The organism is Allobosea sp. RIT-PG3_2 (assembly GCF_057321085.1).
Genome location: NZ_JBXWCA010000010.1, coordinates 197841 through 223236 on the forward strand (window position 1 = coordinate 197841; position 25396 = coordinate 223236).

Sequence of the window (25396 nt, forward strand, 5' to 3'; positions counted from 1 at the left end):
CGCTCAGTGATCGGCGAAGGAGACGAGCGTCCGCACGGGCACGCCGAGCCTGCGGATCTTGTCGGCCCCGCCGAGCTCGGGGAGGTCGACGATGAAGCACGCTGCCACCACCTCCGCCCCCAGGCCGGCGAGCAGATTGACGGCCGCTTCGGCCGTGCCGCCGGTCGCGACGAGATCATCGACCAGCAGCACCCGCTCGCCCGGCTGCACCGCGTCGCGATGGATCTCGATCTCGTCCGTGCCGTATTCGAGCGCATAGGTCGCGCGCAACGTTTCCCGCGGCAGCTTGCCCTTCTTGCGCACGGGGATGAAGCCGGCCGAGAGCTGGTGCGCCACAGCGCCGCCGAGAATGAAGCCCCGCGCCTCGATGCCGGCAATCTTGGCGATCTTCAGCCCGGCGAAGGGCTGCACCAGCTCGTCCACGGCACGGCGGAAGGCCCGCGCATCGCCGAGCAGCGTGGTGATGTCGCGAAAGACGATGCCGGGCCGGGGATAGTCCGGGATCGCGCGGATGCTGTCGGCGAGGTTCATGGGCGTCGTCTCGGGCGTGGTGACGGACGCCTTGGTCGGACGCCGAGCCGGCTTCGTCAAGGGCACAGCCATGACTCAGGCCTTGAGCACGCGCCCGGCTACCGCATCGAGCTTCGCCAGCAGAGCCGGATCGCGGAAGGCAGGCGCGGTGATGATCGCATTGTCGAGGGCATTATGCGAGCCGGCCGGGCAGGCTTCGCGCTCGGTCGGGAAATCGGCCGCCAGTCGCGCGACGAGGCGGCGTGCCTTGTCGGCATTTTCGTGCAGCACTGCCACGACGGAGGCGACATCGACCGCGCCATGGAGCTCGTGCCAGCAGTCATAGTCCGTCACCATCGCGACGGTGGCGTAGGTGATCTCGGCCTCGCGCGCGAGCTTGGCTTCCGGCATCGCCGTCATGCCGATCAGGTCGTAGCCGAGGCCGCGATAGGTCATCGATTCCGCATAGGTCGAGAATTGCGGCCCTTCCATCGTGACAAGCGTTCCGCCGCGCACGAAGGGCAGCTCCTCCGCTTCGGCGGCCGCTGCGATCCGCGACTGCAGGGCCGGGCCGACCGGGTGGGCGACGGAGACATGGGCGACGCAGCCCTTGCCGAAGAACGAGCTCTCGCGCCGGCTGGTGCGATCGACGAACTGGTCGACCAGCACGAAAAGCCCCGGATAGAGCTCCGCCCTGTAGGAGCCGCAGGCCGAGAGCGAGACGAGGTCGGTCACGCCCGCCCGCTTCAGCACGTCGATATTGGCGCGGTAGTTGATCTCGGAGGGCGGGATCGCGTGGCCGCGGCCGTGCCGTGGCAGGAAGACGATCTTGGTTTTGCCGATGCGGCCGATCCGCAATGCGTCGGAGGGTTCGCCCCAGGGGCTGTCGATCCGCTCCTCGCGGAGGTCGCTGATACCCGGCAGATCGTAGATGCCCGATCCGCCGATGATTCCGAGAACGGCTTCGCTCATGGTCGATTCCCTGTTGCGGGCGCGGAAAGGACCACCTTTCGATGACGGTCGCAATACGGTGCGGCCGCAGGAGGCCGTCATGCTCGGGCTTGACCCGAGCATCTCCCGACGAGCAACGCATCGGAGTTTCTTCCTGCCAGGGATTCTCGGGCCTGCGTTCCGCTTCGCCCGAAATGACGGCTTTGGACCTAGCGCTCTACGGAACGGATAGTCTCCGCCGAACAAAGGTCGCGCTGATCTACAAGCGCACCGGCAATCTGCGTGCATGCCAGCTTGTTCTAGGCCATACGAAACTGGAAAGCACCGTGCGCTACCTAGACGATGCGCTTCTCCTTTCGGAGCAAACGGACCTATGACCTTGGGCACGGCGGGCACCCGCCGTGCCAGTTTCGCCATTCGACCACGGCCAGCTTGGGTGGGAAGCAGAAGTTCTGCAGCACGCTCAGTATCTGCCGATCCGCGCCCGTAGCGGGACTTGGGCATCTTCAGGAAGCAGACATGGAGCCCGCCGGATCGCCACTGCATTAATTAGCCGGACTTATCAAGCCTATTGAATCCAGATGGCTAATCGAAGAGTGCATAGGAGACTAGGTTCCTCGTGAGCTGATGCGGCGAACGAGGGGCGAATGCCTTCCATCGATACCAAACTCCTTATTGCGCCCTTCCTTCTCGCGGGGGGCTTGATGGGTTCAACACCGGCGTTCTCGCAACAGGCTGCCAAACCCGGCTTTCTGACGATCCAAGAGCAAGGCAGCTTCGCCGTCGGCGGCACGGTGGTGAGCACCCCCGGAAACTTCGCTAACGACAAGCCCACGGCCGAAGGGCAAAGCCTTCATGGCGACCATCTCTACGCCTTCTATCAGGTTCCCCAGAATCCCAAGCCGCTGCCGATCGTCATGCTGCACGGCGCCTTCCAGTCGGCGCGAAGCTGGGAGACGACCTCGGACGGGCGCGAGGGTTTCCAGACCCTGTTCCTGCGCGGCGGATTCCCGGTTTATCTCGTCGACCAGCCGCGGCGCGGACGTGCCGGCAACAGTACGGTCGGGACGACGATCGAACCCACCCCCTATGACCAACTCTTCTTCGATCAGTTCCGGCTCGGCAAATGGCCGAACTTCTTCGATAACGTCCAGTTCGACCGCAAGCCGGAGACGCTGGACCAGTTCTTCCGCTCGGTCACGCCGAATACCGGGCCCTACGATGCCGGCGTCATTTCCAACGCGATGGCGGCGCTGTTCGCCAAGACCGGTCCGGCGATCCTGTTCACGCATTCCCAAGGCGGCGGTCCGGGTTGGCTGACGGCGATCAAGAACGCCAACGTCAAGGCGATCGTCGCTTTCGAGCCGGGCAGCGGCTTCATTTTCCCGGAGGGCGAACTGCCCCCGGCCATGCCGAGCGCTGCCGGGACTTTGTCGCCCGAGGCGGTGCCTTCGGCTGATTTCCAGAAGCTCACCCGCATCCCGATCGTCATCTATTACGGCGACAATTTTTCGGTCGAGCCAACCACGGAGCGTGGGCAAGACAACTGGCGCGTCCGGTTGGCGATGGCGAAGCTCTGGGTCGCGGCCGTCAACCGGCACGGCGGGGATGCGCGCCTCGTACACCTCCCCGAGATCGGCATCCGCGGCAACACGCACTTCCCGTTCTCCGACCTTAACAATGTCGAGATCGCCGACCTGGTCTCGAAGTTCCTCGCCGAGAAGAAGCTCGACTGACGCTGGCGGCGCCTCGCGCCCGGCCTCCAAAGCACTGCATTCGAAAGGAAGACCATGATGACCCGTCGAACCGTCATGAAGACGGCCGCCGCTGCCGCAGCCACTGGCGTTGCCGCCGGGGACGCCCGCGCCGCCGATAACAGGAAGAATCCCTTCGGCCTGGTCTATGAGGGCGCGATCACCGGCAACGAGCCCGGCAAGGTCAATATCCACCCCGTGACCTACAAGCTGGGCGGGCTGGACATCGTCGCCAACGTCTACACCCCGGCCGGGTACAGCGCTGCCAAGAGCTATCCAGCTATCGTCGTCGCCCATCCGAACGGCGGCGTGAAGGAGCAGGTCGCGGGGCTCTATGCCCAACGGCTGGTGGGCGAGGGCTACATCGCGATCACAGCGGACGCCGCCTATCAGGGCGGGAGCGGCGGCCAGCCCCGCAGCGTGGACAAGCCCCAGAACCGGATCGAGGACATCCATGGCATGGCGGACTACGTCACCCGCTGTCCGGGCGTCGATGTCGCCCGGATCGGTCTGCTCGGCCTCTGCGGCGGCGGCGGCTACGCGCTTGCCGCAGCGAAGGTCGACAAGCGGTTCAGGTCGATCGCGACGCTGAGCATGTTCAACTCCGGTCGCGTGCGCCGCAACGGCTTCGCGGATTCGCAGCTGAACACCATCCAGGACCGCTTGCGGCAGGTCTCGCAGGCGCGCGCCCAGGAAGTGGCAGGTGGCGAGATCCTTTACTCCGGAGACGCCAACCTGACCGACGAGCAGATCGCGAAGCTGCCCTTCGAGATGTATCGGCAGGGCTATGCGTACTACTGGAAGACCCACGCCCATCCGAACTCGACGTTCAGGTACACGACCAGCAGCTTGCTGGACCTGATGCGCTGGGATGCCACCGATCAGATCGAGCTGATCGACCAGCCCCTGCTGATGATCGCCGGCAGCAAGGCCGACAGCCTCTACATGACCAAAGAGGCCTTCCCCAAGGCGACCGGCACCACGGACAAGGAGCTGTTCGAGATCGAGGGCGCGACGCATATCGAGACCTACTGGGTGCCGAAATACGTCGATGCCGCCATGGGCAAGCTGGCCCCGTTCTTCGCCCGGACGCTTCCGTACCGCCGAAGTTGAGCCATCTCCAAACGCGAATGAGGTCTGCCATGCGAACCATCCGCAACGCGTCGGTTGCCGCCCTGCTCCTGGGTGCGGCGCCATTCGAGGGCTCCGCCCAAGCGCAAACCCCGGCACAGCCGGCGACGGCGAAGCCGCCGTCCAGGGCGCAGCAACTCATGGGGGACATCGCCCCGAAGATGGCCGAGCTCACCGACAACGTGCTGTTTGGCGACATCTGGGAGCGGCCGGGACTGGCCAAGCGCGACCGCAGCCTGATCACGGTTGCCGCCCTGATCGCGCTGAACCGGCCCGAGCAACTTCGTTCGCATATCGCGCTGGCGCGCACGAACGGCGTGAAGGAAGAGGAGATCGTCGAGGCGATCACGCAGCTCGCCTTCTACGCCGGCTGGCCGAATGCCATCACCGCCATCGGTGTCGCCCGCGACGTTTTCAAGCAGAAGTGAGCCCCATCATGCTCACTCCCGCCCTGATCTTCGCCGCGATGGCGCTACCTTTCGGGGCAGCGCTCGCTCAGAGCAACCAGGAGGTGGCGGTCCAGCGCGCCTCCGCGCAGAAGCCGACCGACGGCCCGGCCCAGAACTTCACCGGCAAGGTCTCGGTGACAGGGAGGTTCCAGGGAACGGCTCCGGCGCGCGTTGGTGGGGGCGCGGTCAGTTTCGAAGCCGGTGCGCGCACCGCCTGGCACACCCATCCGCTTGGCCAGACCCTGATCGTCACCCACGGCGTCGGTCGGGTGCAGCACTGGGGCGGCGAGATTCAGGAGATTGGGCCAGGGGATACCGTCTGGATTCCTCCTGGCGTGAAGCACTGGCATGGCGGATCGCCGGCTTCCGGGATGACGCATATCGCCATCTCCGAATCTCTGGACGGCAAGACCGTCGACTGGATGGAGCACGTCTCCGACCAGCAATACGGCCGCTGAGGATCCAGGATGAAACGCGCTACCCAGGCGGCCGTGACGGCCGCCGCGATGACCATCGTTCTCGGCGTCGGCTGGCAGGTGCATGCGGAGTCCACCCGGGCGACGCTTCCGGATCTCGATAAGCTGGTCCACTACACTACCGTACGGCGCGGCAACGTCACCGAGCACATCATGACGACGCCGCAGGCGCTGGAGGCGGTCAAGAACCGCCAGCCCATCCCGCCGGGCACGCATTTCGTGCTGGTCGACTTCCGGGACGGCAAGCTGTTCCGCTACTTCGTCATGGAGAAGGGCGAGGGCTGGGGCGCCGACTACGACGAGCGCCGCCGGACCGGCGACTGGCAGTATCAGTGGTTTTGGCCGGACGGAAAGATCAACACCGCCGAGAACACAGCGCGCTGCGCGAGCTGCCACAGCAGTCAGGCCGGCAGCGATTATCTCTACACGGCCTATCGGATCCCGCGCTTCAACGGCAAACCGGTCGAATAGGCTTTACGATGAGCCGGTTCTTCGCCCTTCGTCTCTGGCTGGACGGTCTCGCAGCCGTCCTGCTCGTGCTCGGCCTGTCCTACTGGTGGCTCGGCAATGTCGCACACGAGATCGCGGGCACGCTCATGTTCGTGCTGCTGATCGCGCACAACGTGTTCAATCGTCGCTGGTACGGCAGTCTCCCGAGGACACGGCGCGAGCCCCGCAGCCTCTTCAACGCCCTCCTCACCGGCGGACTCCTTCTTGCGATGCTGGCGCTGCTGACGACCAGCATCCTGATCTCGAATGCGCTCGCATCCTTCCTGCCTCCCTGGGGCGGGTTCACCGTGCGCCAGATCCATACCGTCGCCGCCTACTGGGTTCTGGTCATCGTGGCGGTGCATCTCGGCCTGCGCTGGCCGATGCTCATGGGGCTGGCGAGGGTGGCCTTCGGTATTCGCGACACCGGTCCGACCAGGACCTGGTTCCTGCGCGCGTTCACGGGCGCAGTGGCTGCTTACGGCATCTGGAGCTGCCTCGTTCTGGGCATCGGGATGAAGCTGACCATGCAGATGAGCCTCGACTGGTGGAACTTTGAAGAGTCGGTCGCGGGCTTCTTCATTCATGTCGGCGCCATCGCCGGGCTGGTCATGTCGGGCACGTATTATGGCATGAGGCTGATCGATTTCGGCCGCCGCCGAAGCCGCGACGCCCGGCCCGTTCCGACGACCGTATCACCATGACGACGCGTCTATCACGGCGTGAGTGGCTCGCCACGGCAGCACTGTGTTCGGCTTCGACCCAGGCATCGGCCGAGACGGCTCCGCGGCATCAGCCTCTGACCGGTGACGCCACCCTTGGGCAGTTGGTCTCTCATCCGGCATTTACCGGGTTCGGTCGTCGGATACTGCCCTGGGACGATCGCGCGCTCGACGAGAGCGCCAGGCTTTCCTCGATCGCCAGCCTGCTGCCCTACCATACCCAGGTCGACATCCCCTCGACCGTTGCCGCGCTCAACCGACTGATCGAGGACGCAGGTCGCGGCCGGCAGATCTTCTACGAGCTCTATGACGACGAGGAGCGACGCGTCGACCCGAGCAAGTTACATGCGGGACTGTTCTTCCTGCTCGGCACGCCCGGCGCACCGTTCGCGATCATCGCTCCAGGAGGCGGTTTTGCCTATGTCGGATCGGTCCATGAAGGATTCCCCTACGCGGCCGAGATCAGCCGCGCCGGGTTGAACGCCTTCGTCCTGAAATACCGGGCCGGAATGGGCGGAGAAACAGCCACCCGGGATCTGGCGGCCGCAATCGGCTTCGTGTTTCGGAACGCCCCCGTGCTGCAGGTTGATACCCGCGCATATTCGCTCTGGGGCAGTTCCGCCGGCGCGCGCATGGCGGCATTCATCGGCAGCCACGGTGCGGCCCGCTTCGGTGGACCCGAATTGCCCCGGCCCGCTGCCGTCATCATGGCCTACACCGCTCATGCCGATGTCGGGGCTGCGGAGCCGCCCACCTTCGCCGTCGTCGGTGCGCGCGATGGTATTGCACCGCCGGCGTCGATGGAGCGGCGCATCGCCATTCTCCGCAGCATGGGCGCCGAGACCGAGTACAGGGTTTACCCGGATGTCGCGCACGGCTTCGGTCCTGGCATCGGCACCAGCGCAGAGGGCTGGATAGGAGAGGGTATCCGCTTCTGGCAGCGTCAACCCCGGTAGCGCAGGACATCGACCAGCAGGGAGAGAGCCGAGGAGAAATGCCGTCTGCTCGGATAGTAGAGGTGGTAGCCGGGAAACGGCGGGCACCAATCGTCGAGCACGCGTATAAGCTTTCCCGTGCGGATATGCGGGATCGCCTGGTCCTCCGGCAGGTAGGCGAGGCCGAGCCCGTCGAGCGCTGAGTTCAGGCGAAGTGCGAGGCTATTGAACACGAGTTGCCCTTCACCACGTACCTTGACCTCGCGCCCATCCTTTTCGAGGCCCCAGGGAAACAGGCCGCCATAGGTGGGGAGACGAGACGCGATGCAGTTGTGGGAGGTCAGGTCCTGCGGCGTTTCCGGAACACCGTAGCGTTTGAAATAGGCGGGCGATCCGACCACGGCCATACGCATCTCCGGCCCAATCCGGACGGCGATCATGTCCTTTGCGACCTGCTCGCCCAAACGCACCCCCGCATCATAGCCCGCCGCCACGATGTCGACGAGGCCATAGTCGACGATGATCTCGACCTTGATGTCGGGATGATCCGGCAGCAAGCGGCGCAGCGCTGGCTGCAAAGCTGCGATCGCAGCATGTTCGCCGGCCGTGATGCGGATCGTCCCGGCCGGCTTGCCCCGCAATTCGCCAAGCGCTGCGATCTCTGCCTCGATCTCGTCGAAGCGCGGCGCGATGGTTTCGAGAAGGCGCAAGCCGGCTTCGGTGGGAGCGACGCTTCGGGTGGTGCGCGTTAGAAGCCTAAGCTTCAGGCGTTCCTCGAGAGCCTTGATGGTCTGGCTGAGTGCGGACTGCGAGACTCCCAGCTTGGCACCGGCCTTGGTGAAGCTACGCTCCTTCGCGACCATGGCGAAGGCGGCGAGATCATTGAAGTTCGGATGCGCCATTAATTAGACTGCCTTATGAGCTGAGTCGAATTATAGCTCCTGACTGTCATGGCGGGTACTTGTTGGCTGCGCCACATCAATATGGCAATTCGCCGCCGGGAACCGCGGTTTGATCGCCCGAGCGGACGCTCTCAACGTCGGGAAGCGTCAGCCTGGTTCGAAATGCGGACTCGCGGCCAACGTCTGACATGGGTCGCGAACTGCCGCCCACTCCGTCCGCGCGAAATGTCTGCTTCCTGGCTAGGCCCCAACTTCCGCTAGTGGCGCGATTGAACCACCAAGGAGGGGTCTGACGAACATCAGATTCTGGCCCTTCCGGACTCCCGGGACGTCGGCTCTTGGGCAGTCCGGTCTGCGATCCAGCCAACGAGCAAGAGTGGCCCGATGCAGACCTCTCTACAGTCCGCTTTCGGCAGCTAATACCTTGGACGAAACGGGAGTGGATCGGCTGCTTTTGAAAATCAGATCGTCGTCCGGCAAACACGCGGGGCAGATGCATGCCCATCGCTTCGGCGCGTCGCTCGGCGGATGTCCTTCACGACCTGCTCTGCCGGTGCTTTCTCCGGCCTGGGGTTCACTGGCGCGGCCTTTGGTTTTGACTCATCTGCGTTCCATAAGGGCTGTGATGATCCAGAAATCCTTCCTCCCTCTGAATGGCATCAAGGGCGCTGACGGCAGATTACAACACAGCCAGAGCCAATGTACTCGGTTAGATTGAAAGGTTCTACAACACGAACTGCAGGTACTCGTTTATTGGCTATCTCAGCCCGGACGAGTTCGAAAAGAAAAGGGGACTATCCACAGGACCGCCAGCAGTTCCGCTAAACGTCTCGCCACAAAGAGCGCGAGGCGCGTCGCGCGACCTCCATCGGCGTTTCGCCGAAGCGACGGCGAAAGACCTTGGCAAACCGTGACGAATTGGTGAAGCCGTATCGGCGAGCGACGGTAGTGACAGAATCACTTAGCACGCCAAGAGCCAGCTCTTCGCGCGCTAACTCTAGTCGAATGGCGTGCAACGCGCCCAACGGCGTGCTGCCGCGGAATTGCTTGAACGCATCGTCAAGGGTCCGCAGGCTGCATCCAGCTGCTGCCGCGACATGGGCCATGCGGATCGGTTCAGTGGCACTTTCGCGCATGAAATCCTCCGCACGCCGAATGTAGGCCGGGACGGTCCCGGAAGAGCCCTTCGCCAACCAATTGGAATAGTTGTGCGACGTGCCGCGTAGCACAAGCGAGACCAACAGATCGATCAAGGACGCGAGTGCTACGGGGCTGCTGACCACGCCGTCCTCTCGCCGGAAGTCGTTAAACACAAAATCCAGCTGACTCTTGAGGCTCGCTGCCAGCCCTCTGCTCCAGTCGACGCTGGGCGCGAATTCTAGTGGCTGGCGGAGCGGTTCGTCGAGCATGCGTACCAGCCCATCCTCGACATCCGTAACCCTCAAGAAGACATTTGTGCGCGCGTTGTCATCGCCAATCAGGAGCTGAGTTCCCCGGCTCGGGCGCCACGCGAAACCCTGGCCTCTCATGGCTGTCGCGTGCTTTCCTCGTTGAGCCAATGCCATGTGGCCGGCGAGGATCGATGTGAAGCAAAAAAGGTCGCCTTCGTCGCCGTCGATGGAGAGCTCGGTTGCAAAGCTGCTGTTGGCGTAGCTCGCGACGATTGCGCCGGTGCTACGGGTTGCGAGGGTAAAAAATGGTCTAGCGAAGCTGGCTCGCCACAGCGCTCTGCTCTGGAGCTGGTAGGTGTAGATCCGGCTCGATTTTGCAACGCGTTCGCTAATCCGGAACGAGCCCTCCAAATCCTCGGGTTGTCTCGCTTGGATGACATCGAACATCGTCAACTGGGCAGGATCGATCGCAGCCGTGTTCATTGGCTCGTTCCCCGTGGGCCCTCTAGTCGTCTCAGCATAGACACTTTTCGCAGCGTTTTGACAGAATTGGCAGAAATCTTAGAAATGCCTATCAAATAGCCACCTCAACCAATTTGAATGTGGCAAGTTAATTGCGCTCAGATTCCGCTGTTGTTGCACCACCATAATCTCGGAAACGGATTTATATCTAATAGTAACTATCGCAGCTGGATCCAAGAAATATCGGAGCTTGTTATCAATATGCCAAGCTACGAACAATTATCGCAAATAAATAAAGTAGACATTGTAGGTCTACTAGCAGCAATTTGTACAATATTGGCTTTCTATAATAAAAGCATGAAAACAACGAGGATATACGCCATTTCTGCAAATGTACTATTTATAATATACGGCATAATTTCATTATTATACCCGATACTATTACTTCATTTGATACTATTTCCAATAAATATATTTCGCCTTCTCGAATTAATTAATATCGAATATCAAGCAACTAAAGCAATTAGACAAAACATTGCATAGCATAATGAATGATAATCCCGCAGCAAAAAATGAAATAACCGAGGCACTCGATGCATAAGGGATCAGTAGACTGTTTTTCAATGTTATTGTTCTGCGCATGCATAGGTCTGGCACCAATCTCTCTCGCCAAGGCCTCGGAATTGACGCCGAGTAAGACATTTCAAACCCGGACCTGTTCTGCCTGGGATAGGCAGCTGCATGGCTTGCTCGACTGGAGCGAGAGGCTCAATCTCCACACGGCCGAGTTTCGCGGGGTCATTCGCGCAGAGGCTCTTAAACTTCAGGTGAGGTGCCTGCGCGATTTGAGCATGGCCTCGCTCAATCGGTATGTGCTGCTCATGAAGGTGATATACGATGATGAGGCGGACGAAGTCGAAAGTTACGATTAAAGCACGATGACGCCCGTCGAACGGTCTTTGAGATGGAAATCCAATCGCGATCCCTGGAATGCTTTGTTGTTCTCGCCGCAGAATTAAATTTTCGTCGGGCGGCTCATAAGCTGAGATAGTCTCAACCAGCTCTCAGCATGCGCATCAAGTTGCTTGAACAGTACGTGGCGACCCCTTTATATTCGCGATACCCTCGACAGGTTGCGCTCACACCTGGCAGCGAAGCGTTCCAGACCTGCTCAAGCAGCGATCGCCTGCATCGGACTTGCTCGGCATGGCGCACGCGCGTGCATTTCGGCCAGGCCTGCAGCGACACAGAGCACCACGGTCTATCCCATCGGGACTAGCGCATGAGCCCCGCCGCTCGCAGCGCGTCCTCGATCACCTTTCCCACGCCAGTAGCGGACGCCCGAAGCTGCGAGAAGGGGGCGGCAGGTTTGTCGCCGACACGCTCAGGCGTGGCTTCGGATTTCAGTTTTTCGCCATTGGTGGTCAACGAAAGTTCGGATCCCGTCTCGGTCAACTGCCAGAACCGGGCAATGTGACGTGTCGATGAGATCCGCGCTTCGAGCATGAAAACTCCTGAAGCCCCGATATCGTCCGCACTGCCAAGGGGCGTGCCGTGCCCCATGCCCTCGACGCTGAACGCCTCGATTTTTGGAACGCCGGCGTCATCGCGCCAGACCCGCTGGGAATGCAGGCCTATCGCGTTTTTCTCAGGGCTTACGCGCTGCAGCCCATGAAGGCCCCTCCATTGTGCAACAATGGCGTCCATGTTCGCGTAAGCAACGGTCTGGTCGGCTGTGCCATGCCAAAGCGAGAGCGTGGGCCAAGGCCCATGGTGGCTAGACGCGCTACGCACCATGGCCTCGAGGTCTCGCTCCGCGGGAAGTCCGTGGCACCGCATCCTGTCAAACGCTTCGGGGATCGAAGTCGCGCATCCAAAAGGCAGCCCCGCAACGATTGCGCCACCCGCGAAGAGCTCGGGATAGGTTGCGAGCATCACCGAGGTCATCGCGCCGCCGGCCGAAAGCCCGGTGATGAAGACCCGCCGTCGGTCGAGCCCATGGGCCTCGATCATTGTCCCGGCCATCTGCGCAATCGAAAGCGCCTCTCCGGAGCCTCGCCGGATGTCTTGGGGCACGAACCAGTTGAAGCAGAGGTTTGCGTTGTTGGCCCGCCGTTGCTCGGGGTAGAGAAGCGCGAAGCCGTGTCGGTCCGCAAGCTGGGACCAGCCGGCGCCATGGTCGTATGCGGCCGCCGTTTGTATGCAGCCATGTAGTACGACGACCAGTGGCGCCTGTTCCGGCAAACCTTGGGGAACATAGGTGTACGCCCGAAGCGCGCCTGGATTGGCGCCGAACTTGGCGAGCGGCGACAGTCGGGAAGGCATTGCCGGACCTCCGGCCGCCATATGAACCGATTCAGGCGTGCGATCGTGTCGGAGAGATTGCGCATCGCGGCTGTCCTTTGCGGGTCATGCCGAGATGGCGCTGACACGAGCCCAACGGCCGTGCGCTGATTATGTTGCGATGCACAATCTTCATTTGCTGGTCCGTGCCCCATCGGAGCGAGCGGCGGGCGGGGGAATAGCGCGCCGCTGCTCGAAGCCTGCGATTACTCAGGACCATCAAAATTCCGATTCTTGCGTAACAATGAGAATTCGTCCGGATATTCATAAAATTATGTGAGCTACTTTATTTTATTATCGAAATATTCAACTGGAACTTTTTTGCTTTGGATACGTTTCCGACATAGATGGTCATCTTGCGGGATTTTCCTTCCGGCTGACTCATGCGAAGGATTACTTCCATGCTCAAGACTTTTTTCCTTGTTGCCGTGATCGCTGCCATTCCTGCAACGACCTTCGCTCAGAATGCACCGGCAGCCCAAGGTGGGGCAGTCGGCGGCGCGGCGACCGGAGCGGTTGGCGGCGCGATCGTCGGCGGTCCGATCGGCGCCGTCGTCGGCGGTGTCGGCGGGGCGGTGGTCGGTGCGATCATCGGCGACCAGACGCCGCGCTTCCAGACTTATGTCGTGGAGCAGCGTCGCCCGTCATACACCTATGCCGAGCCCGTGGTCGTCGGCACGACGCTGCCGAGTGAAGGTGTCGTCTACTACGACGTGCCGCGCGAATATGGCGAGACGAGCTATCGCTACACGGTGGTCAACAACCGCACCGTGCTGGTCGATCCCAGAACGGGTCGCATCGTTCAGGTCATCCAGTAAACCGGATCGACTGCCCGAGGGTGATGGCGCGCTACGCGTCGTCACCAGCCTATCCAGCCCATGGGGCGTATTGCCGAAGAACCCACCGGCGAATTCAGGATCGAACCTGCGGGCCAAGCGCCGCAGACGATGGGGTCCATGAAACGCGGCCCCTTCAAGACGCTTGATGATGCACTCGCCGAAATAGAGCGTTTTACCCACGGCACTTGCAGGCGGGCGCTACGGGACGATCCAAGCTGACAGCGAGACAACCTGATGGAGCGGCGTGGCGTCGGACGAAACCGCATACACAGGAGGCGGTTGGTATGACCGCTCCGTGGTGGCAGACGGGCGTGATCTACCAGATCTACCCGCGCTCCTTTCAGGATACGAACGGCGACGGCATCGGCGATCTCAAGGGCATCACGCACAGACTCGACTATCTGGCCAGCCTCGGCATCGACGCCATCTGGATCTCTCCGGTCTACCCTTCGCCGATGGCGGATTTCGGCTATGACGTCGCCGATTACTGCGATGTCGACCCGCGTTTCGGCACTCTTGCCGATTTCGACGATCTTTTGGCCCGCGCCCACGCCCGCGGGCTCAAGGTTCTGCTCGACTTCGTGCCAAACCATACCTCCGACCGCCATGCTTGGTTCGTGGAGAGCCGTTCCTCGCGCGACGCTGCGAAACGGGACTGGTACCTCTGGCGCGATCCTGCCCCCGATGGCGGGCCACCCAACAACTGGATCAGTGATTTCGGTGGCTCCGCCTGGGCGTGGGACGAAGCCTCTGGCCAATATTACTACCACGCCTTCCTGAAGGAGCAGCCGGACCTCAACTGGCGCAATCCCGCCGTGCAGGCTTCGATGCACGAGGTGATGCGGTTCTGGTTCGATCGCGGCGTCGACGGTTTCCGTATCGACGTGCTCTGGCACCTGATCAAGGCAGCGGATTATCCCGACAATCCGCCCAATCCGGCCTATCGGCCTGCGATGGGCGAAATGCACCGCGTGCTCCAGCTCCATTCGACCGACCAGCCCGAAGTGCATGCGCTTGCCGCGGAGATGCGCGCCATCGCCGAGAGCTATGGAACGGCAGAGCGGGACGAGCGCGTGCTGATCGGTGAGATCTACCTGCCGGTCGACCGGCTGATGCAATATTACGGGCAGGAGCGGGCAGGCGTGCATCTGCCACTCAACTTTCAACTGATCGATGCGTCTTGGCAGGCGCGCGCTCTTGCGGATCTGATCGCCGGCTACGAGGCGGCGCTTCCACCCGGTGCCTGGCCGAACTGGGTGCTGGGTAACCACGACCGGCGTCGCATCGCCAGCAAGCACGGAGAGGCGCAAGCGCGCATCGCTGCGATGCTCCTGCTAACGCTGAGGGGCACGCCGACCCATTATTATGGCGACGAGCTCGGCCTGAGCGATGTCGAGATCCCGCCTCTCCGGCGTCAGGATCCTCGCGAGTTGCGCGAGCCCGGGCTCGGCCTCGGTCGTGATCCTGTCCGCACACCGATGCCGTGGGACGGAAGCGAGAATGCGGGCTTCAGCACCGCCTCGCCCTGGCTGCCGCTGAATGCCGATTGGCCGGCGCGCAACGTTGCGGTCATGGCTGAGGAGCCGGCCTCGATTCTGGCGCTCTATCGCCGGTTGCTGGCCGTCCGGCGCGCGCATCCGGCATTGGAGATCGGCGATTTCACGCTGCTGGACTCTACAGGCGATGTGCTTGCCTTTGAGCGCCGGCACGGGGTGCAGCGGCTGATCGTGGCGCTTAATATCGGGACAGATGGACAGCGTCTCGAATTGCCGGGCTGGGCAAGCAATTGCCGGCCGATCCTGTCGACGATCGCCGAGTCGACGCTCGTCGAGGATGATGCGCTGCTGCTGCGGGCGAATGAGGGCGTGATCCTAGAAGCCTGATCACGGCTTTTATTTTTTCATCAGATTTTCCGAAAACCGCAATCCACTTTTCGGGCCGATGATTTAGGAAAGGACGACCGTTTGCGCATCGCCATGCTGGCGCCGATCTCCTGGCGCACCCCACCGCGCCATTATGGTCCATGGGAGCTGGTGACCAGTCTTCTGACCGAGGCGCTGGTGGCGCGCGGCGTCGACGTCACCCTATTTGCCACCAGGGACAGCCAGACGGCGGGCACGCTCGCGGGTGTTTGCCCGGCGCCGTATTCCGAAGACCCCACCATCGATGCCAAGGTCTGGGAGATGCTCCACGTTGCCCATGTCTTCGAACGCGCGGACGAGTTCGATCTCATCCATAATCAGGCCGATTTCGTGCCGCTCGCCTTCTCGCGGCTGGTCGAGACGCCGGTGGTGACCACGATCCATGGCTTCTCCTCGGGCCGGATCCTGCCCGCCTTCAAGGCGTATGAGGATCGCGTCCACTACGTCGCGATCAGCGCTGCCGACCGGCATCCCGATTTGCGCTATGCGGCGACGATCCATCACGGGATCAGACTGGAGGATTTTCCCTTTGATCCCGATGGCAGCGAAGACCTCCTCTTCTTCGGCCGGATCCATCCCGACAAGGGGGCGGCCGAGGCGATCACGGCAGCACGCCGCGTAGGCCGACGGCTGGTCATGGCGGGCATCGTGCAGGACCAGAATTACCATAACGAGCATGTCTTGCCCGCTCTCGACGATCGTTCCGTGGCCTATCTTGGCCCGGTCGGCAGGACTGCCCGCACGAAAGCTCTGGGCTCCGCGCGAGCCCTGCTCCACCTCATCAACTTCGAGGAGCCTTTCGGCCTATCGGTCGTGGAGGCTCTCGCCTGCGGAACACCGGTCATCGCCTCCAGGCGCGGCTCGATGCCGGAACTGATCGAGCATGGGGTGACGGGCTTTCTGGTCGATAGCCTCGATGAGGCCGTGGACGCGATTGGGCGCCTCGACGAGATCGATCGCGCCGCCTGCCGCTCATCAGTCGCCGCGGGCTTCACTGTGGACCGCATGGCCGATCGATACTGGGAACTCTATCGATCGCTCCTTGCATGATAGCCGGCGCGCGGATGTGCTATCAAACCGCCCTTTTACGCAGCGCTATGCGCTTCTCGAACGCCCGAGATCTGCGCTTATGGCGCTGGCGAGGACCCTCTTCGACAAACCTCGCGATGGCTTAGATGCGTGGAAAGCGGATGATGTCGACTAAGCGATGAGCGTTAGCGGCCGCCCGGCTTCGCCTTCGGGCGAGCGCATGCCCGAACTGCTCGGCATGATGCCGGGCGCCCTGCCCACTTGGGCTGATTAACGACTAGGCCGGGCTGACTACGGCTGTCGTTTCCTTGCTCGACGCCGAGCAGATGAACTTCCACCCACTGACCAACGTCGAGAGCACCGGGATATCGCCAGCCAAACTGCTGGATTTCATCCGGTCCTGCGGACTCGAGCCTGTGGTCGTCGACCTGGCGTCCTAGGCGTGACCAGGCTGGTTGGTGACCCAAGTCGCGATCAAGGTACGCGGTTCGCAGGCGGCCGCGACGGTCAGTTAGGCATCCGGAACGTGAACCGGGTCTCCTCGAGCGTGGACGTGGCGTCCAGCGTGCCGCCGTGCGCCTTGGCGATCTCGGAGCAGATGTAGAGCCCCAAGCCGAGGCCCTGTTGGCTTGGCCTCACGGCGCCGCGGACGAAGGGCTTGAATAGTTCTGACGCCACCTCCGGCGGAATCACTTCGCCGGAATTCGAAACCGAGAGTTCGAAGACGCCGGGCGCCGTCATTCCCCTCACGACGACGGGGCGATCATCGGCGCCATGCGTGAGCGCGTTCGCCACAAGGTTGGACAGCATCTGGGCGATACGGGCGTTGTCGCAGTGGACCTCACCCGCGATGTCGAACTCGGCAAGAATGTCGCGGTTGGGATGTGAGGTCCGAAGCTCGTTGATCACCTCGCCCAGTCGGCTCTCCAAGTCGCCGACAACTTGGCGCCTCAGCGCGATGCCGCTGCCCATGCGCCCACGCGCGAAATCCAGCACGTCGTTAATCAGGCCCGACATCCGGACGACGCTGGAACTCATCATCTTCGTGAGCGACCGTATCTTGTTCAGGTCTTCGGTCCGGTCCTGCATGCGCAGGCCGGCATCGATCGAGGCGAGGGGGTTCCTGAGGTCGTGGCCGAGGACAGCGATAAATTGCTCCCGCGTCTCGCCGGTCTGGACCTCGGTTGCGAGGCTCGCCTGGCTTTCGGCCAACTTCTGGTGAGCGTCGAGGTGGAAGGCGATCAGCTCCGCAAACAGCTTGAAAGTGGCGATCGTCGAAGGGGTGCTGACGACGTGCGGCTTTGGATCGATCGCGCACAGCGTGCCAAAGAAGCGGCCGTCCGGCAGGACGATCGGCATCGAGATGTAGCTTTGGAGGCCGTACATCGCCGGCGTGTGGTGCGAGCAGTAGACCGGGTCCTCCGCGACGTTGTCGATCACCACGATCTCGCGATGGTCCCGGATTTCGTTGCAGATAGTCGTCTCGATCTTGAGTTCGCCGCCCGGCTGGAGACCGAAGGCGATCTCGTCGCGGACCCCGCAGGCGACCCAGCGGTCGTCGGTGACCCGCGCGACGGCGGCGAAGCCCATTCCGGTAATGCGGCACACCACGTCGAGAATGCTTGGCACCGCCGCGATTTGGGCGACCGCATCGAGGTCATCTTGAAAGTCGTGCAATGGCGGGACCTGTGGAGATCGGAAGCAATCACTACCACGCCGCAGTCTTGGACCGAAAGTTTGCGGCCGGCCAGGCAGCCAGCGCATGCAGCAGCGCGTCCTCGCGATACGGCTTCGCCAGAAAAATGGTCCCGGACGGCATCTCTTCCACAGTCGGCAAGACCCGGCCGGACGCCAGGATCAAGGTCACCGGCGGCCAGCGCCTGCGGATCGCGTGGATCAGTTTCAGGCCGTCCATCGACCCGCCGGGCATCTCGATGTCGGAGAACACGACGCGGATATCAGGGCGGGTCTCAAGAAGCTCGATGGCTTCGTCGGCGTGCGCTGCCTCGATGACGTCGTAGCCAGCCTCCTCGATCAACGCGACCGCGTTCATGCGAATGAGTGGCTCATCCTCCACGACCAGAACAAGAGTTTTTGTCATGGGAACTCTCGAGGGGACCAACCCGATCTAACTGTCGGGGAATGGAATGGTTGCATAGAGGTGCAAGCGAATTCCTAACGCCTCGTCAGCCATTCGGCCGCAGCCATGCAGCCGCCCGTCGATCACCACCTCCGAGTGCTCCCCCCGAGCTTCTCCAGCAGGTACCGGTCGTCCTCCGAATAGTACCGGGCCCTCTGGAGATAATCGCGGCGAATGCCTGGATCGACTCGATGGACGTCCAGCCAAGATAGGGTGCCGACCTCGGTGGGCGGTTGCCGATATCCCCCGCAGCATCGGGAAACTTAGGTTGCCTTCCGTGCCGTCGTAATCGCTGAGGATGCATGCTGCCAGACAAGCCCGGCCCGACAACCGGCTTCCGGGCGAGATGGAGGGAGGCCTTAGTAAACCTGCCTACTGCAATTGAATCTTGAGCTTGCGGATGAGCGGCACCCAGCTCTGGTCCTCCTTCTCGAGATAGGCTCGGAAGGCCTCGCGCTCCATCGGTGCGGCCCGGGTGCCGAGATCGGCGAAGCGCTTGGCGGTATCGGGCTCGTTCAGGATTTTCGTCACCGCGGCATGGATCGCGGCGACGACAGGCTCCGGCGTCTTGGCAGGCGCCATCAGGCCCGTGAAGGTCTGGCCGTCGAATTCCGGATAGCCGAGCTCGACGAATGTCGGGACGTCCGGCAGTTCCGGCAGCCGCTTCGCCCCCGTCACCGCGAGGGCGCGGGTCTTGCCGGTGGTCACGAAGGGCAACGCGACGGAGAGCTGGTCCAGGTTGAAATCGACCTGTCCGCCGACAAGATCGTTGGTCGCTGGCGCATTGCCGCGATACTGGACAGTCGTCCAGCTCGCTCCAAGCTTGGATTGCATCACCTCGGAGATCAGATGGTTGGTCGTCCCGGCACCTGGAGACGCCATGTTCAGCGGAGGATTGCGCGTTTTCGCGAGCTCGACGAACTCGGCGAAGCTCTTCGCGGGCCGGTCCGGATGCACCTGCAGGATCAGCGGCGTCAGGGTCAGGGTCGTGATCGGCACGAAATCCTTGCGCCATTCATAGGCGCGGCGTGCGGCCATCTCGGGCGCGAACAGGATCGGCCCGTTGGCGCCGACCAGCAGAACGCTGCCGTCCGGCTCGCCCTTCGCCACCACTTCGCTGCCGATCAGACCTCCGGCGCCGGGCCTGTTTTCGATCACGAAGGCCTGCCCGGTATCGCGCTGGAGCTTCTCGGCGAGAAGCCGCGCCGCGACGTCGACATTGCCGCCGGCAGCATAGGGTACCATGAGTTTAACCATGCCCCTGGGCCATGTCTGGGCCCCAGCCTCTCCCGCGAAGACGATGCCGGCCATGGCGATGACGCCGATCATGAGACGTTTCATCTTGCACTCCCCAGAATTTATTGTCGGGTCTTTGTTGCGCCGCTTGCCTCAGAAGCCGAACAGCCTCGCAGGATTGTCGACGAGCACGGCGCGTCGCAGAGCCTCGTCGGGCACGGCACGGAACAGGAAGTCGAGAAGATCGCCCTCGTTCGGCGGCTGCCGGACGGAGACCGGATGAGGCCAGTCGCTGCCCCAGATGATGCGGTCGGGTGCGGCCTCGAGCAGCGCCTCCACGGTCGGGATGACGTCGTCCCAGGGTGCGCCGGCCCGCGAGATCTTCTCGGTGAGCGAGAGCATTACCCAGACCGTGTCGCGTTTCAGCAGTTGCAGGATCTTGGCGAGGCTGGGGTCGTCCTTTCCTCGGGCGGGATCGGGGCGGCCCATATGGTCGAGCACCAGTGGCAGGTCGAGCGCTTCGAAAGGTGCGATGTTGCCGATGATGCCCTCGACCTCGGGCTGCACCTTCACATACCAGCCGAGCTCGCGGATGCGTGCGAGCGCGCGCTCGAACTCCGTCTCGCTCATGCCGATGCCAAGCCCCGCTCGTGTGAAGCGCGCGCCCTTCACGCCGGCGGCGTCGAGCTTTGCGAGATAGGCGTCGCCACGGTCCTGGAAGACGGCGGCGTTGGCGCAGCCGCGATAGTTCGGGCCGGCGAGCGCCAGACCATCCAGCGTGACGCTGTGATCGGCGCCGTATGTGGTCGGCTGGACGACGACACCGCGGGAGATACCGAGTGTCGCATGCATGGCGAGCGCGGTTTCGATGCTGGCGCTCGGCATCTCGTAGACCGCACCGGGGCGCACCGGGTAGCGCTCCGCGGGGCCGAGCACATGGAACTGGCTGTCGCAGGCCAAGGCGGGCAGCGGCGACTTCGGCGCGCGCGGTGCGGGATCGAACGGGAGGTAGGTCGCCATCACAAGGCTCCGGTCGCGATCAGGATTTGGAGGTCTGGTGGATCGCCCGCATCGTCATGATCTCGCCGAGCGTCGTGTAGTTCGGGCCGGCGATGCGCCCGATCGGGTCGAGCGCGCGGGTATCGACCTTGCCGTCGGCCATCAGCCCGTCCCGCAGGCGGAAGACGAGCACCTCGCCGACGAGGAGGCGGCTGCGTGTCTCGCCGAACTCGATGCAGTGCCGCAGCCGGCATTCCATAGCGACGGGCGCGGCGGCCAACCGCGGCACCGCGACATGCAGGCTGGGCGCGGTTTCCAGCCCCAGCTCCGCGACCTCGCTGACCTCAGGCGCGAACTCCTTCGCGCTGTCATGCAGCGGTTCGACCAACGAACGATCGGCGATGTGGACGACGAATTCCTCGCTCGCGAGGATGTTGCGGGCCGTGTCCTTGTAGGTGTCGCCCTTGCGGCCGACGCTGATCGCCAGCAGGGGCGGCTTCGGCGAGACGAAGGTAAAATGGCTGAAAGGCGCCAGATTAACGGTGCCGGCAGCCGAAATCGTCGTCACCCATGCGATCGGGCGCGGCACGACGAGCCCGGTCAGCAGGCGATAGCTCGCCTCGGCCGGCAGGTCCGCAGCCGCGATGTCGGTCGTCCCGCCCATCAGCCCCGACCCTCCATGACCGCCACGAAGTCGCACTGGATGAGCTTGCCGCCGTCGAGTTCGCCAGCCATCGCCTGGCGAGCCGGGCGGTTCGCGGGATCGGGGAACATCGCGAGCCATTCGAGATTGACCTGCTCGCGCTGCGAGCGGTCGGACAGCCAGACCGTCACCTTGACGATGTCGTCGGTCGAGCCGCCGGCTTCCTGCATGATGCTGCGGATATGCCGGAACATCAGCGCGCATTGCGCGTCGAGCGTTTCGGCCGGCTTGCCCGTTTCCGGATCGAGCCCGTAGACGATGCCCGACATCAGCACGTCGCCGACGCGGCAGGCGGCAGGGATCGGGTTCTTGTGGCCGAAGCCCTCGACATGGATGCTCTGGCGTCTGGTCATCGCGACCCCTCAGGCGAAATGGCAGGAGACCGTGCCGAACGGTCCGTAATCGGCATGGATCGTGTCGCCCCGGGAGCAGGGGATCGGGCGGATGAAGGATCCTGCCAGGATCACCTGACCGGGCTCCAGCACCACGCCCCGCGGGGCCAGCTTGTCGGCGAGCCAGACGATGCCGTTGGCGGGGTTGTTGAGCACACCGGCGGCGACGCCGGTCTCCTCGACCATGCCGTTCTTGCTGACGATGGCGGAGATCCAGCGCAGGTCGGCGTCCTGCGGCCGGAAGGGGCGTCCGCCCAGGACGATGCCGCAATTGGCGGCGTTGTCGGCGATGGTGTCGACGACCTTGCGCGTCGCCTTGCTGGCGGGGTCGATGCGCTGAATGCGCGCATCGAGGATCTCCAGCGCCGGCACGACGTAGTCCGCGGCGTTGAGCACGTCGAAGACCGTGCAGCGCGGCCCCGCGACCCTGTCCTTCAGCACGAAGGCGAGTTCGGCCTCAATCTTGAGCTCGATATAGCGATCGGTCGGGATCCGGCCGCCATCCGGAAAGAGCATGTCGTCGAGCAGCACTCCGTAATCCGGCTCGTCGATATTGACTGCGCTCTGCATGGCCCGCGAGGTGAGGCCGATCTTTCGGCCGATGACCTTGCGCCCGGCGGCGAGCTTGCTCTCCATCCAGGCGCTCTGCACGGCATAGGCATCGTCAATGGTCAGCCCCGGATGGGCGAGGCTGAGCTGGCCCATCTGCACGCGGCTGCGCTCGGCTTCGTCGAGGGCGCGTGCCGCGGCGGCGATCTGGTTGGCAGAGAGCATGGTCGCCCCTTATGCTTCGTCGACGACGCGATTGGAGAGCAGGCCGATGCCGGGAACCTCTACCTCGACGAGATCGCCAGGCTTCAGCCAGCGCGGCGGGTCGAAGCGAACCCCGGCCCCGGTCGGCGTCCCCGTCACGATGATGTCCCCCGGCTTCAGCGTCGCGAAGGTGGAGAGATAGGCGAGCAGCCGATCGAACGGGAACATCAGGCGCTCGGTCGTGTCGTTCTGGCGCTCCTCGCCATTGACACGCGTCGTCAGTTCCAGCGGCCGCGAGAGATCGATGTCGTCGGAGGTGACGATCCACGGACCGATCGAGCCGGAGCGGTCGAAATTCTTGCCTTGGGTAACGTTGAACTTGCCGTGCCGCAGCCAGTCCCGCACCGTGCCCTCGTTGCACAGCGTCAGGCCGAAGACGTGGTCCAACGCGCTTTCGCGCGGGATGTGGCGCCCGCCCCGGCCGATCACCAGAGCGATCTCGCCCTCGTAGTCGAGCTGTTCGGAGACTTTTGGGCGTTCGAGCGGGACGCCGTGACCGACGAAGGAGGAGGCCGAGCGGCAGAACAGGCTCGGATAGCGCGGAAGGTCCGAGCCGTCCTTGTACTCGGCATTGCGGTCGGCATAGTTCACGCCGACGCACCAGATTTTCTCCGGCGCAGGGATCGGGATCAGCAGTTCGACATCGGCGAGCGCATGGTCGGCGCTCTGCCCCTTGGCCGCGTCGCGCAGAGTCTGAAGAGTTCCCGCGGCAATCGCATGTCGCAGGGTGGGCAAGGCCGGCAGGCGCCGGCCGAGATCGATCACCCCGTCGTCGACGATCGCGCCATAGCCTTCCGCCTCGGCGCTGCGAAAGCTCGCCAGCCTCATGAACTTTTCCTCCCCGCCGGCGGATTATCCGGGCCTGTTCTCGTTGATCGGATCGAAGCGCGCAGCGAGGTGGGGCACAACTGGATTCCTCATTTTCTGTCCATATAATGGACAAGACAGATGGAGCTGAGGTGGACCGCGTCGCATGAGATCCCCGAATGTCAGAGCTGACGCTGTTCAAGGCACCGGCAGCCTCCGACGGGCGATCGAGATCCTGCGCATCCTGGCCGCGAGCCGGGAGGCTGGGCTCGGCCTGTCGGCGCTTGCGCGGTCGACGGGCGTGCCGCATCCGACCGTGCACCGGATGCTGAAGGCTTTGGTCGCCGAGGGGCTCGTCGAACACAGGCCGGCGACGCGGCGCTATGTCGTCGGCGAGCAGATCCAGTTCCTCGCCCTCTCGCGGGAGCGCCCGAGCGTGCTGCAGGCCGTGGGCGAGCCCCACATCGCCCGTGCGGCGGAGACGGTGGGAGACACGTTCTTCCTGACGCAACGTACCGGCTTCGACACGATCTGCATCTCGCGTGTGCTCGGCTCCTATCCCATCCAGGTGCTGCCGTTGCGCGTCGGGGATCGTCGTCCGCTCGGCGTCAGCAGCGCGGGGCTGGCTTTGCTCGCGGCGCTCGAACCCGGCGAGGCCGCCGCGGTGCTCGCCGAGAATCGGGGGCGGTTGCGCAGCTACCGCATCGACGAGGCGGTGGCTCACGGCTGGGTGCGCACCGCCCGGCATCTCGGCTATGCCCTGCGCGACCGGGGGCTGGTACCGGGCACCCGCGCGCTGTCGGTCGCGATACGCGACGAGGCCGGCCGGCCCTTCGCCGCCGTAACCGTGGCCGGGGTGACGCGCCGTATGGGACATTTGCAGGTGGAGGCTCTAGCATCCCAGCTGCAGGACATCGCCGCCACAATCGGGCGCGAACTCCGCAGGTGAAAAAAGGCCGATCTGGGCTGGCCACGATAATTCGCCGGTCAACGTCTGCCGACCCGGATTGGACGGAAGTACGGCCGGCCAAATGTCGGCATTACGGCTGAAGCCCAACTTCTGCTTCTGGCGCGAGGCGAGCGCCACGTCCCGCAACACTTGATAGAATAACCCCGGATGCGGCGTCCCAAGAGGGGATCAGCCATGGATATCCAAGCGCAGAACCAACTGCCTCATCAGGCGTGGAACCTCGGGCGCATCATCGGACCGAAACCACCTCTGAATCCAAAGCATATCTGGGCGATACGCACCCGGCTGCAGCACGAGGCGCGCGTTCGTGATCTCGCCATGTTCAATCTCGCGATCCAGAGCAAGCTAAGGGGATGCGATCTGGTTCGTCTCCGCGTTGGCGATGTCGTCCTCGGAGGCACCGTTCGCCTGCGAACGGCGATGTTCAACAGAAGACCTGGCGGCCGGTGCCGTTTAAACTAGTCGATTCGGCCCGCGAGGCACTCACAGCGTGGCTCAGAAAGAGAGGCCCGCGCGAAGAGGATTGGCTCTTCCCGAGCCGTAGCCGGCATGGTGATCACATCACAACGCGCCAGTACGGCCGTCTCCTCGACACCTGGGTGGGTCTGATCGGATTGGATCCAGCGCTCTATGGAACTCACAGTCTCCGCCGAACGAAGGTCGCGCTGATCTATAAACGCACCGGCAATCTGCGCGCCTGTCAGCTCCTGCTCGGCCATACAAAGCTGGAGAGCACCGTGCGCTACCTCGGCATCGAGGTTGACGACGCGCTTCTCCTTTCGGAGCAAACGGACTTGTGACACTGGGCACGGCGGGCACCCGGCGTGCCATTTCGTCATTCGGCCAACGGCGCAATTGGGTGGGAAGCGGTAGTTCGGCGGCACCCTCAGTTTCTGCCGATCCGCGCCCACAACCAGACATTGGGGGTGCGCCACGAAGCGGACAATTCGCAAAAGAGAAGACTGAGGCTGGTGATCGTTGCTCAGGGACCGCCAGCCCCTTTTGAACCCGGCTACAGGCGTTTTGCAATT

The 25396-nt window shown here is 63.3% G+C and carries 24 protein-coding genes and 3 pseudogenes; 14 read left to right on the forward strand and 13 right to left on the reverse strand.

Features of this window, described 5'->3' with window-relative positions; genetic code table 11:
• Nucleotides 1-3 precede the first annotated feature (3 nt).
• Nucleotides 4-531: an adenine phosphoribosyltransferase gene (locus tag AC2FAN_RS23730; RefSeq protein ID WP_265054883.1), complete on the reverse strand. Its 528-nt coding sequence runs from the start codon at nucleotides 529-531 to the stop codon at nucleotides 4-6.
• A 75-nt stretch (nucleotides 532-606) separates the two neighbouring features.
• Nucleotides 607-1482, reverse strand: coding sequence for an S-methyl-5'-thioadenosine phosphorylase (locus tag AC2FAN_RS23735; RefSeq protein ID WP_265054369.1), 876 nt, complete (start codon nucleotides 1480-1482; stop codon nucleotides 607-609).
• Between the two features lie 200 nt (nucleotides 1483-1682).
• On the opposite strand from AC2FAN_RS23735, the pseudogene AC2FAN_RS23740 reads away from it, so the two are divergent.
• The 8 genes and pseudogenes from AC2FAN_RS23740 to AC2FAN_RS23775 form a co-directional block, all read left to right on the forward strand.
• Nucleotides 1683-1838: pseudogene (locus AC2FAN_RS23740) on the forward strand (integrase); the annotation flags it as partial.
• 327 nt (nucleotides 1839-2165) lie between these two features.
• Nucleotides 2166-3197 carry an alpha/beta hydrolase gene (locus AC2FAN_RS23745; RefSeq protein ID WP_265054370.1) on the forward strand — a complete coding sequence of 344 codons (1032 nt, stop codon included), beginning with the start codon at nucleotides 2166-2168 and terminating at the stop codon, nucleotides 3195-3197.
• Nucleotides 3198-3272: 75 nt separating this feature from the next.
• Nucleotides 3273-4328 (forward strand): alpha/beta hydrolase, encoded by a 1056-nt coding sequence (locus tag AC2FAN_RS23750; RefSeq protein ID WP_485176598.1) that lies wholly within the window; start codon nucleotides 3273-3275, stop codon nucleotides 4326-4328.
• A gap of 29 nt (nucleotides 4329-4357) precedes the next feature.
• Nucleotides 4358-4774: a carboxymuconolactone decarboxylase family protein gene (locus tag AC2FAN_RS23755; protein WP_476805553.1), complete on the forward strand. Its 417-nt coding sequence runs from the start codon at nucleotides 4358-4360 to the stop codon at nucleotides 4772-4774.
• Nucleotides 4775-4782: 8 nt separating this feature from the next.
• On the forward strand, nucleotides 4783-5253 hold the full coding sequence (locus tag AC2FAN_RS23760) for a (R)-mandelonitrile lyase (RefSeq protein WP_265054372.1): 471 nt from the start codon (nucleotides 4783-4785) through the stop codon (nucleotides 5251-5253).
• A gap of 9 nt (nucleotides 5254-5262) precedes the next feature.
• A complete protein-coding gene (locus AC2FAN_RS23765; RefSeq protein ID WP_265054373.1) occupies nucleotides 5263-5742 on the forward strand; it encodes a cytochrome P460 family protein in 480 nt (159 codons plus the stop codon).
• 8 nt (nucleotides 5743-5750) lie between these two features.
• Nucleotides 5751-6464 (forward strand): DUF4405 domain-containing protein, encoded by a 714-nt coding sequence (locus AC2FAN_RS23770; RefSeq protein ID WP_265054374.1) that lies wholly within the window; start codon nucleotides 5751-5753, stop codon nucleotides 6462-6464.
• Nucleotides 6461-7438 carry an alpha/beta hydrolase gene (locus AC2FAN_RS23775; RefSeq protein WP_485176587.1) on the forward strand — a complete coding sequence of 326 codons (978 nt, stop codon included), beginning with the start codon at nucleotides 6461-6463 and terminating at the stop codon, nucleotides 7436-7438. The genes AC2FAN_RS23770 and AC2FAN_RS23775 overlap by 4 nt, the downstream gene beginning before the upstream one ends.
• Here AC2FAN_RS23775 and AC2FAN_RS23780 read toward each other — a convergent pair.
• Both AC2FAN_RS23780 and AC2FAN_RS23785 read right to left on the reverse strand, forming a co-directional pair.
• Complete coding sequence (locus tag AC2FAN_RS23780) at nucleotides 7426-8319, reverse strand: LysR family transcriptional regulator (RefSeq protein ID WP_485176588.1); 894 nt, start codon at nucleotides 8317-8319, stop codon at nucleotides 7426-7428. The two genes, AC2FAN_RS23775 and AC2FAN_RS23780, sit on opposite strands and share 13 nt — an antisense overlap.
• A gap of 821 nt (nucleotides 8320-9140) precedes the next feature.
• The gene (locus AC2FAN_RS23785; protein WP_265054377.1) at nucleotides 9141-10193 is read right to left on the reverse strand and encodes an AraC family transcriptional regulator; all 1053 of its coding nucleotides are present in this window, start codon (nucleotides 10191-10193) and stop codon (nucleotides 9141-9143) included.
• A 1042-nt stretch (nucleotides 10194-11235) separates the two neighbouring features.
• Here AC2FAN_RS23785 and AC2FAN_RS23790 point away from each other — a divergent pair.
• Nucleotides 11236-11451, forward strand: a pseudogene (locus AC2FAN_RS23790) (hypothetical protein); the annotation flags it as partial.
• Here the strand turns inward: AC2FAN_RS23790 and AC2FAN_RS23795 are convergent.
• The gene (locus AC2FAN_RS23795) at nucleotides 11448-12497 is read right to left on the reverse strand and encodes an extracellular catalytic domain type 1 short-chain-length polyhydroxyalkanoate depolymerase (protein ID WP_485176590.1); all 1050 of its coding nucleotides are present in this window, start codon (nucleotides 12495-12497) and stop codon (nucleotides 11448-11450) included. The pseudogene AC2FAN_RS23790 and the gene AC2FAN_RS23795 sit on opposite strands and share 4 nt — an antisense overlap.
• Nucleotides 12498-12916: 419 nt before the next feature.
• Here AC2FAN_RS23795 and AC2FAN_RS23800 point away from each other — a divergent pair, with 419 nt between their 5' ends.
• The 3 genes from AC2FAN_RS23800 to AC2FAN_RS23810 all read left to right on the forward strand — a co-directional run bounded on the left by AC2FAN_RS23800 (nucleotide 12917) and on the right by AC2FAN_RS23810 (nucleotide 16326).
• On the forward strand, nucleotides 12917-13333 hold the full coding sequence (locus tag AC2FAN_RS23800; RefSeq protein ID WP_265054379.1) for a DUF1236 domain-containing protein: 417 nt from the start codon (nucleotides 12917-12919) through the stop codon (nucleotides 13331-13333).
• Nucleotides 13334-13638: 305 nt separating this feature from the next.
• Nucleotides 13639-15237 carry an alpha-amylase family glycosyl hydrolase gene (locus tag AC2FAN_RS23805; RefSeq protein WP_485176591.1) on the forward strand — a complete coding sequence of 533 codons (1599 nt, stop codon included), beginning with the start codon at nucleotides 13639-13641 and terminating at the stop codon, nucleotides 15235-15237.
• A 150-nt stretch (nucleotides 15238-15387) separates the two neighbouring features.
• Nucleotides 15388-16326 carry a glycosyltransferase family 4 protein gene (locus AC2FAN_RS23810; protein ID WP_485176592.1) on the forward strand — a complete coding sequence of 313 codons (939 nt, stop codon included), beginning with the start codon at nucleotides 15388-15390 and terminating at the stop codon, nucleotides 16324-16326.
• A 486-nt stretch (nucleotides 16327-16812) separates the two neighbouring features.
• Here AC2FAN_RS23810 and AC2FAN_RS23815 read toward each other — a convergent pair whose 3' ends face one another.
• The 8 genes from AC2FAN_RS23815 to AC2FAN_RS23850 form a co-directional block, all read right to left on the reverse strand.
• Nucleotides 16813-17982, reverse strand: a complete 1170-nt coding sequence (locus AC2FAN_RS23815) for a GAF domain-containing sensor histidine kinase (RefSeq protein ID WP_485176593.1) — start codon at nucleotides 17980-17982, stop codon at nucleotides 16813-16815.
• Nucleotides 17983-18013: 31 nt separating this feature from the next.
• A complete protein-coding gene (locus AC2FAN_RS23820) occupies nucleotides 18014-18406 on the reverse strand; it encodes a response regulator (protein WP_485176594.1) in 393 nt (130 codons plus the stop codon).
• 411 nt (nucleotides 18407-18817) lie between these two features.
• Nucleotides 18818-19786: a Bug family tripartite tricarboxylate transporter substrate binding protein gene (locus AC2FAN_RS23825; protein ID WP_265054384.1), complete on the reverse strand. Its 969-nt coding sequence runs from the start codon at nucleotides 19784-19786 to the stop codon at nucleotides 18818-18820.
• 48 nt (nucleotides 19787-19834) lie between these two features.
• Complete coding sequence (locus AC2FAN_RS23830; RefSeq protein WP_265054385.1) at nucleotides 19835-20701, reverse strand: amidohydrolase family protein; 867 nt, start codon at nucleotides 20699-20701, stop codon at nucleotides 19835-19837.
• Between the two features lie 19 nt (nucleotides 20702-20720).
• Nucleotides 20721-21344 carry a flavin reductase family protein gene (locus AC2FAN_RS23835; RefSeq protein ID WP_265054386.1) on the reverse strand — a complete coding sequence of 208 codons (624 nt, stop codon included), beginning with the start codon at nucleotides 21342-21344 and terminating at the stop codon, nucleotides 20721-20723.
• On the reverse strand, nucleotides 21344-21736 hold the full coding sequence (locus AC2FAN_RS23840; RefSeq protein WP_265054387.1) for a RidA family protein: 393 nt from the start codon (nucleotides 21734-21736) through the stop codon (nucleotides 21344-21346). The genes AC2FAN_RS23835 and AC2FAN_RS23840 overlap by 1 nt, the downstream gene beginning before the upstream one ends.
• A 9-nt stretch (nucleotides 21737-21745) precedes the next feature.
• Nucleotides 21746-22549: a 2-oxo-hept-4-ene-1,7-dioate hydratase gene (gene hpaH, locus AC2FAN_RS23845; protein WP_476807528.1), complete on the reverse strand. Its 804-nt coding sequence runs from the start codon at nucleotides 22547-22549 to the stop codon at nucleotides 21746-21748.
• Between the two features lie 9 nt (nucleotides 22550-22558).
• Nucleotides 22559-23416: a fumarylacetoacetate hydrolase family protein gene (locus AC2FAN_RS23850; RefSeq protein WP_265054389.1), complete on the reverse strand. Its 858-nt coding sequence runs from the start codon at nucleotides 23414-23416 to the stop codon at nucleotides 22559-22561.
• A gap of 145 nt (nucleotides 23417-23561) precedes the next feature.
• On the opposite strand from AC2FAN_RS23850, the gene AC2FAN_RS23855 reads away from it, so the two are divergent.
• Complete coding sequence (locus AC2FAN_RS23855) at nucleotides 23562-24344, forward strand: IclR family transcriptional regulator (RefSeq protein ID WP_265054390.1); 783 nt, start codon at nucleotides 23562-23564, stop codon at nucleotides 24342-24344.
• Between the two features lie 195 nt (nucleotides 24345-24539).
• A pseudogene (locus tag AC2FAN_RS23860) lies at nucleotides 24540-25165 on the forward strand (tyrosine-type recombinase/integrase).
• Nucleotides 25166-25396: the final 231 nt, after the last annotated feature.

What these genes read in the sequence shown, in the direction of transcription:
- AC2FAN_RS23730 (WP_265054883.1), bottom strand. Translation starts at nt 531, where the DNA reads ATGAACCTCGCCGACAGCATCCGCGCGATCCCGGACTATCCCCGGCCC.
- AC2FAN_RS23735 (WP_265054369.1), bottom strand. Translation starts at nt 1,482, where the DNA reads ATGAGCGAAGCCGTTCTCGGAATCATCGGCGGATCGGGCATCTACGAT.
- AC2FAN_RS23745 (WP_265054370.1), top strand. Translation starts at nt 2,166, where the DNA reads ATGGGTTCAACACCGGCGTTCTCGCAACAGGCTGCCAAACCCGGCTTT.
- AC2FAN_RS23750 (WP_485176598.1), top strand. Translation starts at nt 3,273, where the DNA reads ATGAAGACGGCCGCCGCTGCCGCAGCCACTGGCGTTGCCGCCGGGGAC.
- AC2FAN_RS23755 (WP_476805553.1), top strand. Translation starts at nt 4,358, where the DNA reads ATGCGAACCATCCGCAACGCGTCGGTTGCCGCCCTGCTCCTGGGTGCG.
- AC2FAN_RS23760 (WP_265054372.1), top strand. Translation starts at nt 4,783, where the DNA reads ATGCTCACTCCCGCCCTGATCTTCGCCGCGATGGCGCTACCTTTCGGG.
- AC2FAN_RS23765 (WP_265054373.1), top strand. Translation starts at nt 5,263, where the DNA reads ATGAAACGCGCTACCCAGGCGGCCGTGACGGCCGCCGCGATGACCATC.
- AC2FAN_RS23770 (WP_265054374.1), top strand. Translation starts at nt 5,751, where the DNA reads ATGAGCCGGTTCTTCGCCCTTCGTCTCTGGCTGGACGGTCTCGCAGCC.
- AC2FAN_RS23775 (WP_485176587.1), top strand. Translation starts at nt 6,461, where the DNA reads ATGACGACGCGTCTATCACGGCGTGAGTGGCTCGCCACGGCAGCACTG.
- AC2FAN_RS23780 (WP_485176588.1), bottom strand. Translation starts at nt 8,319, where the DNA reads ATGGCGCATCCGAACTTCAATGATCTCGCCGCCTTCGCCATGGTCGCG.
- AC2FAN_RS23785 (WP_265054377.1), bottom strand. Translation starts at nt 10,193, where the DNA reads ATGAACACGGCTGCGATCGATCCTGCCCAGTTGACGATGTTCGATGTC.
- AC2FAN_RS23795 (WP_485176590.1), bottom strand. Translation starts at nt 12,497, where the DNA reads ATGCCTTCCCGACTGTCGCCGCTCGCCAAGTTCGGCGCCAATCCAGGC.
- AC2FAN_RS23800 (WP_265054379.1), top strand. Translation starts at nt 12,917, where the DNA reads ATGCTCAAGACTTTTTTCCTTGTTGCCGTGATCGCTGCCATTCCTGCA.
- AC2FAN_RS23805 (WP_485176591.1), top strand. Translation starts at nt 13,639, where the DNA reads ATGACCGCTCCGTGGTGGCAGACGGGCGTGATCTACCAGATCTACCCG.
- AC2FAN_RS23820 (WP_485176594.1), bottom strand. Translation starts at nt 18,406, where the DNA reads ATGACAAAAACTCTTGTTCTGGTCGTGGAGGATGAGCCACTCATTCGC.
- AC2FAN_RS23825 (WP_265054384.1), bottom strand. Translation starts at nt 19,786, where the DNA reads ATGAAACGTCTCATGATCGGCGTCATCGCCATGGCCGGCATCGTCTTC.
- AC2FAN_RS23830 (WP_265054385.1), bottom strand. Translation starts at nt 20,701, where the DNA reads ATGGCGACCTACCTCCCGTTCGATCCCGCACCGCGCGCGCCGAAGTCG.
- AC2FAN_RS23835 (WP_265054386.1), bottom strand. Translation starts at nt 21,344, where the DNA reads ATGGGCGGGACGACCGACATCGCGGCTGCGGACCTGCCGGCCGAGGCG.
- AC2FAN_RS23840 (WP_265054387.1), bottom strand. Translation starts at nt 21,736, where the DNA reads ATGACCAGACGCCAGAGCATCCATGTCGAGGGCTTCGGCCACAAGAAC.
- hpaH (WP_476807528.1), bottom strand. Translation starts at nt 22,549, where the DNA reads ATGCTCTCTGCCAACCAGATCGCCGCCGCGGCACGCGCCCTCGACGAA.
- AC2FAN_RS23850 (WP_265054389.1), bottom strand. Translation starts at nt 23,416, where the DNA reads ATGAGGCTGGCGAGCTTTCGCAGCGCCGAGGCGGAAGGCTATGGCGCG.
- AC2FAN_RS23855 (WP_265054390.1), top strand. Translation starts at nt 23,562, where the DNA reads ATGAGATCCCCGAATGTCAGAGCTGACGCTGTTCAAGGCACCGGCAGC.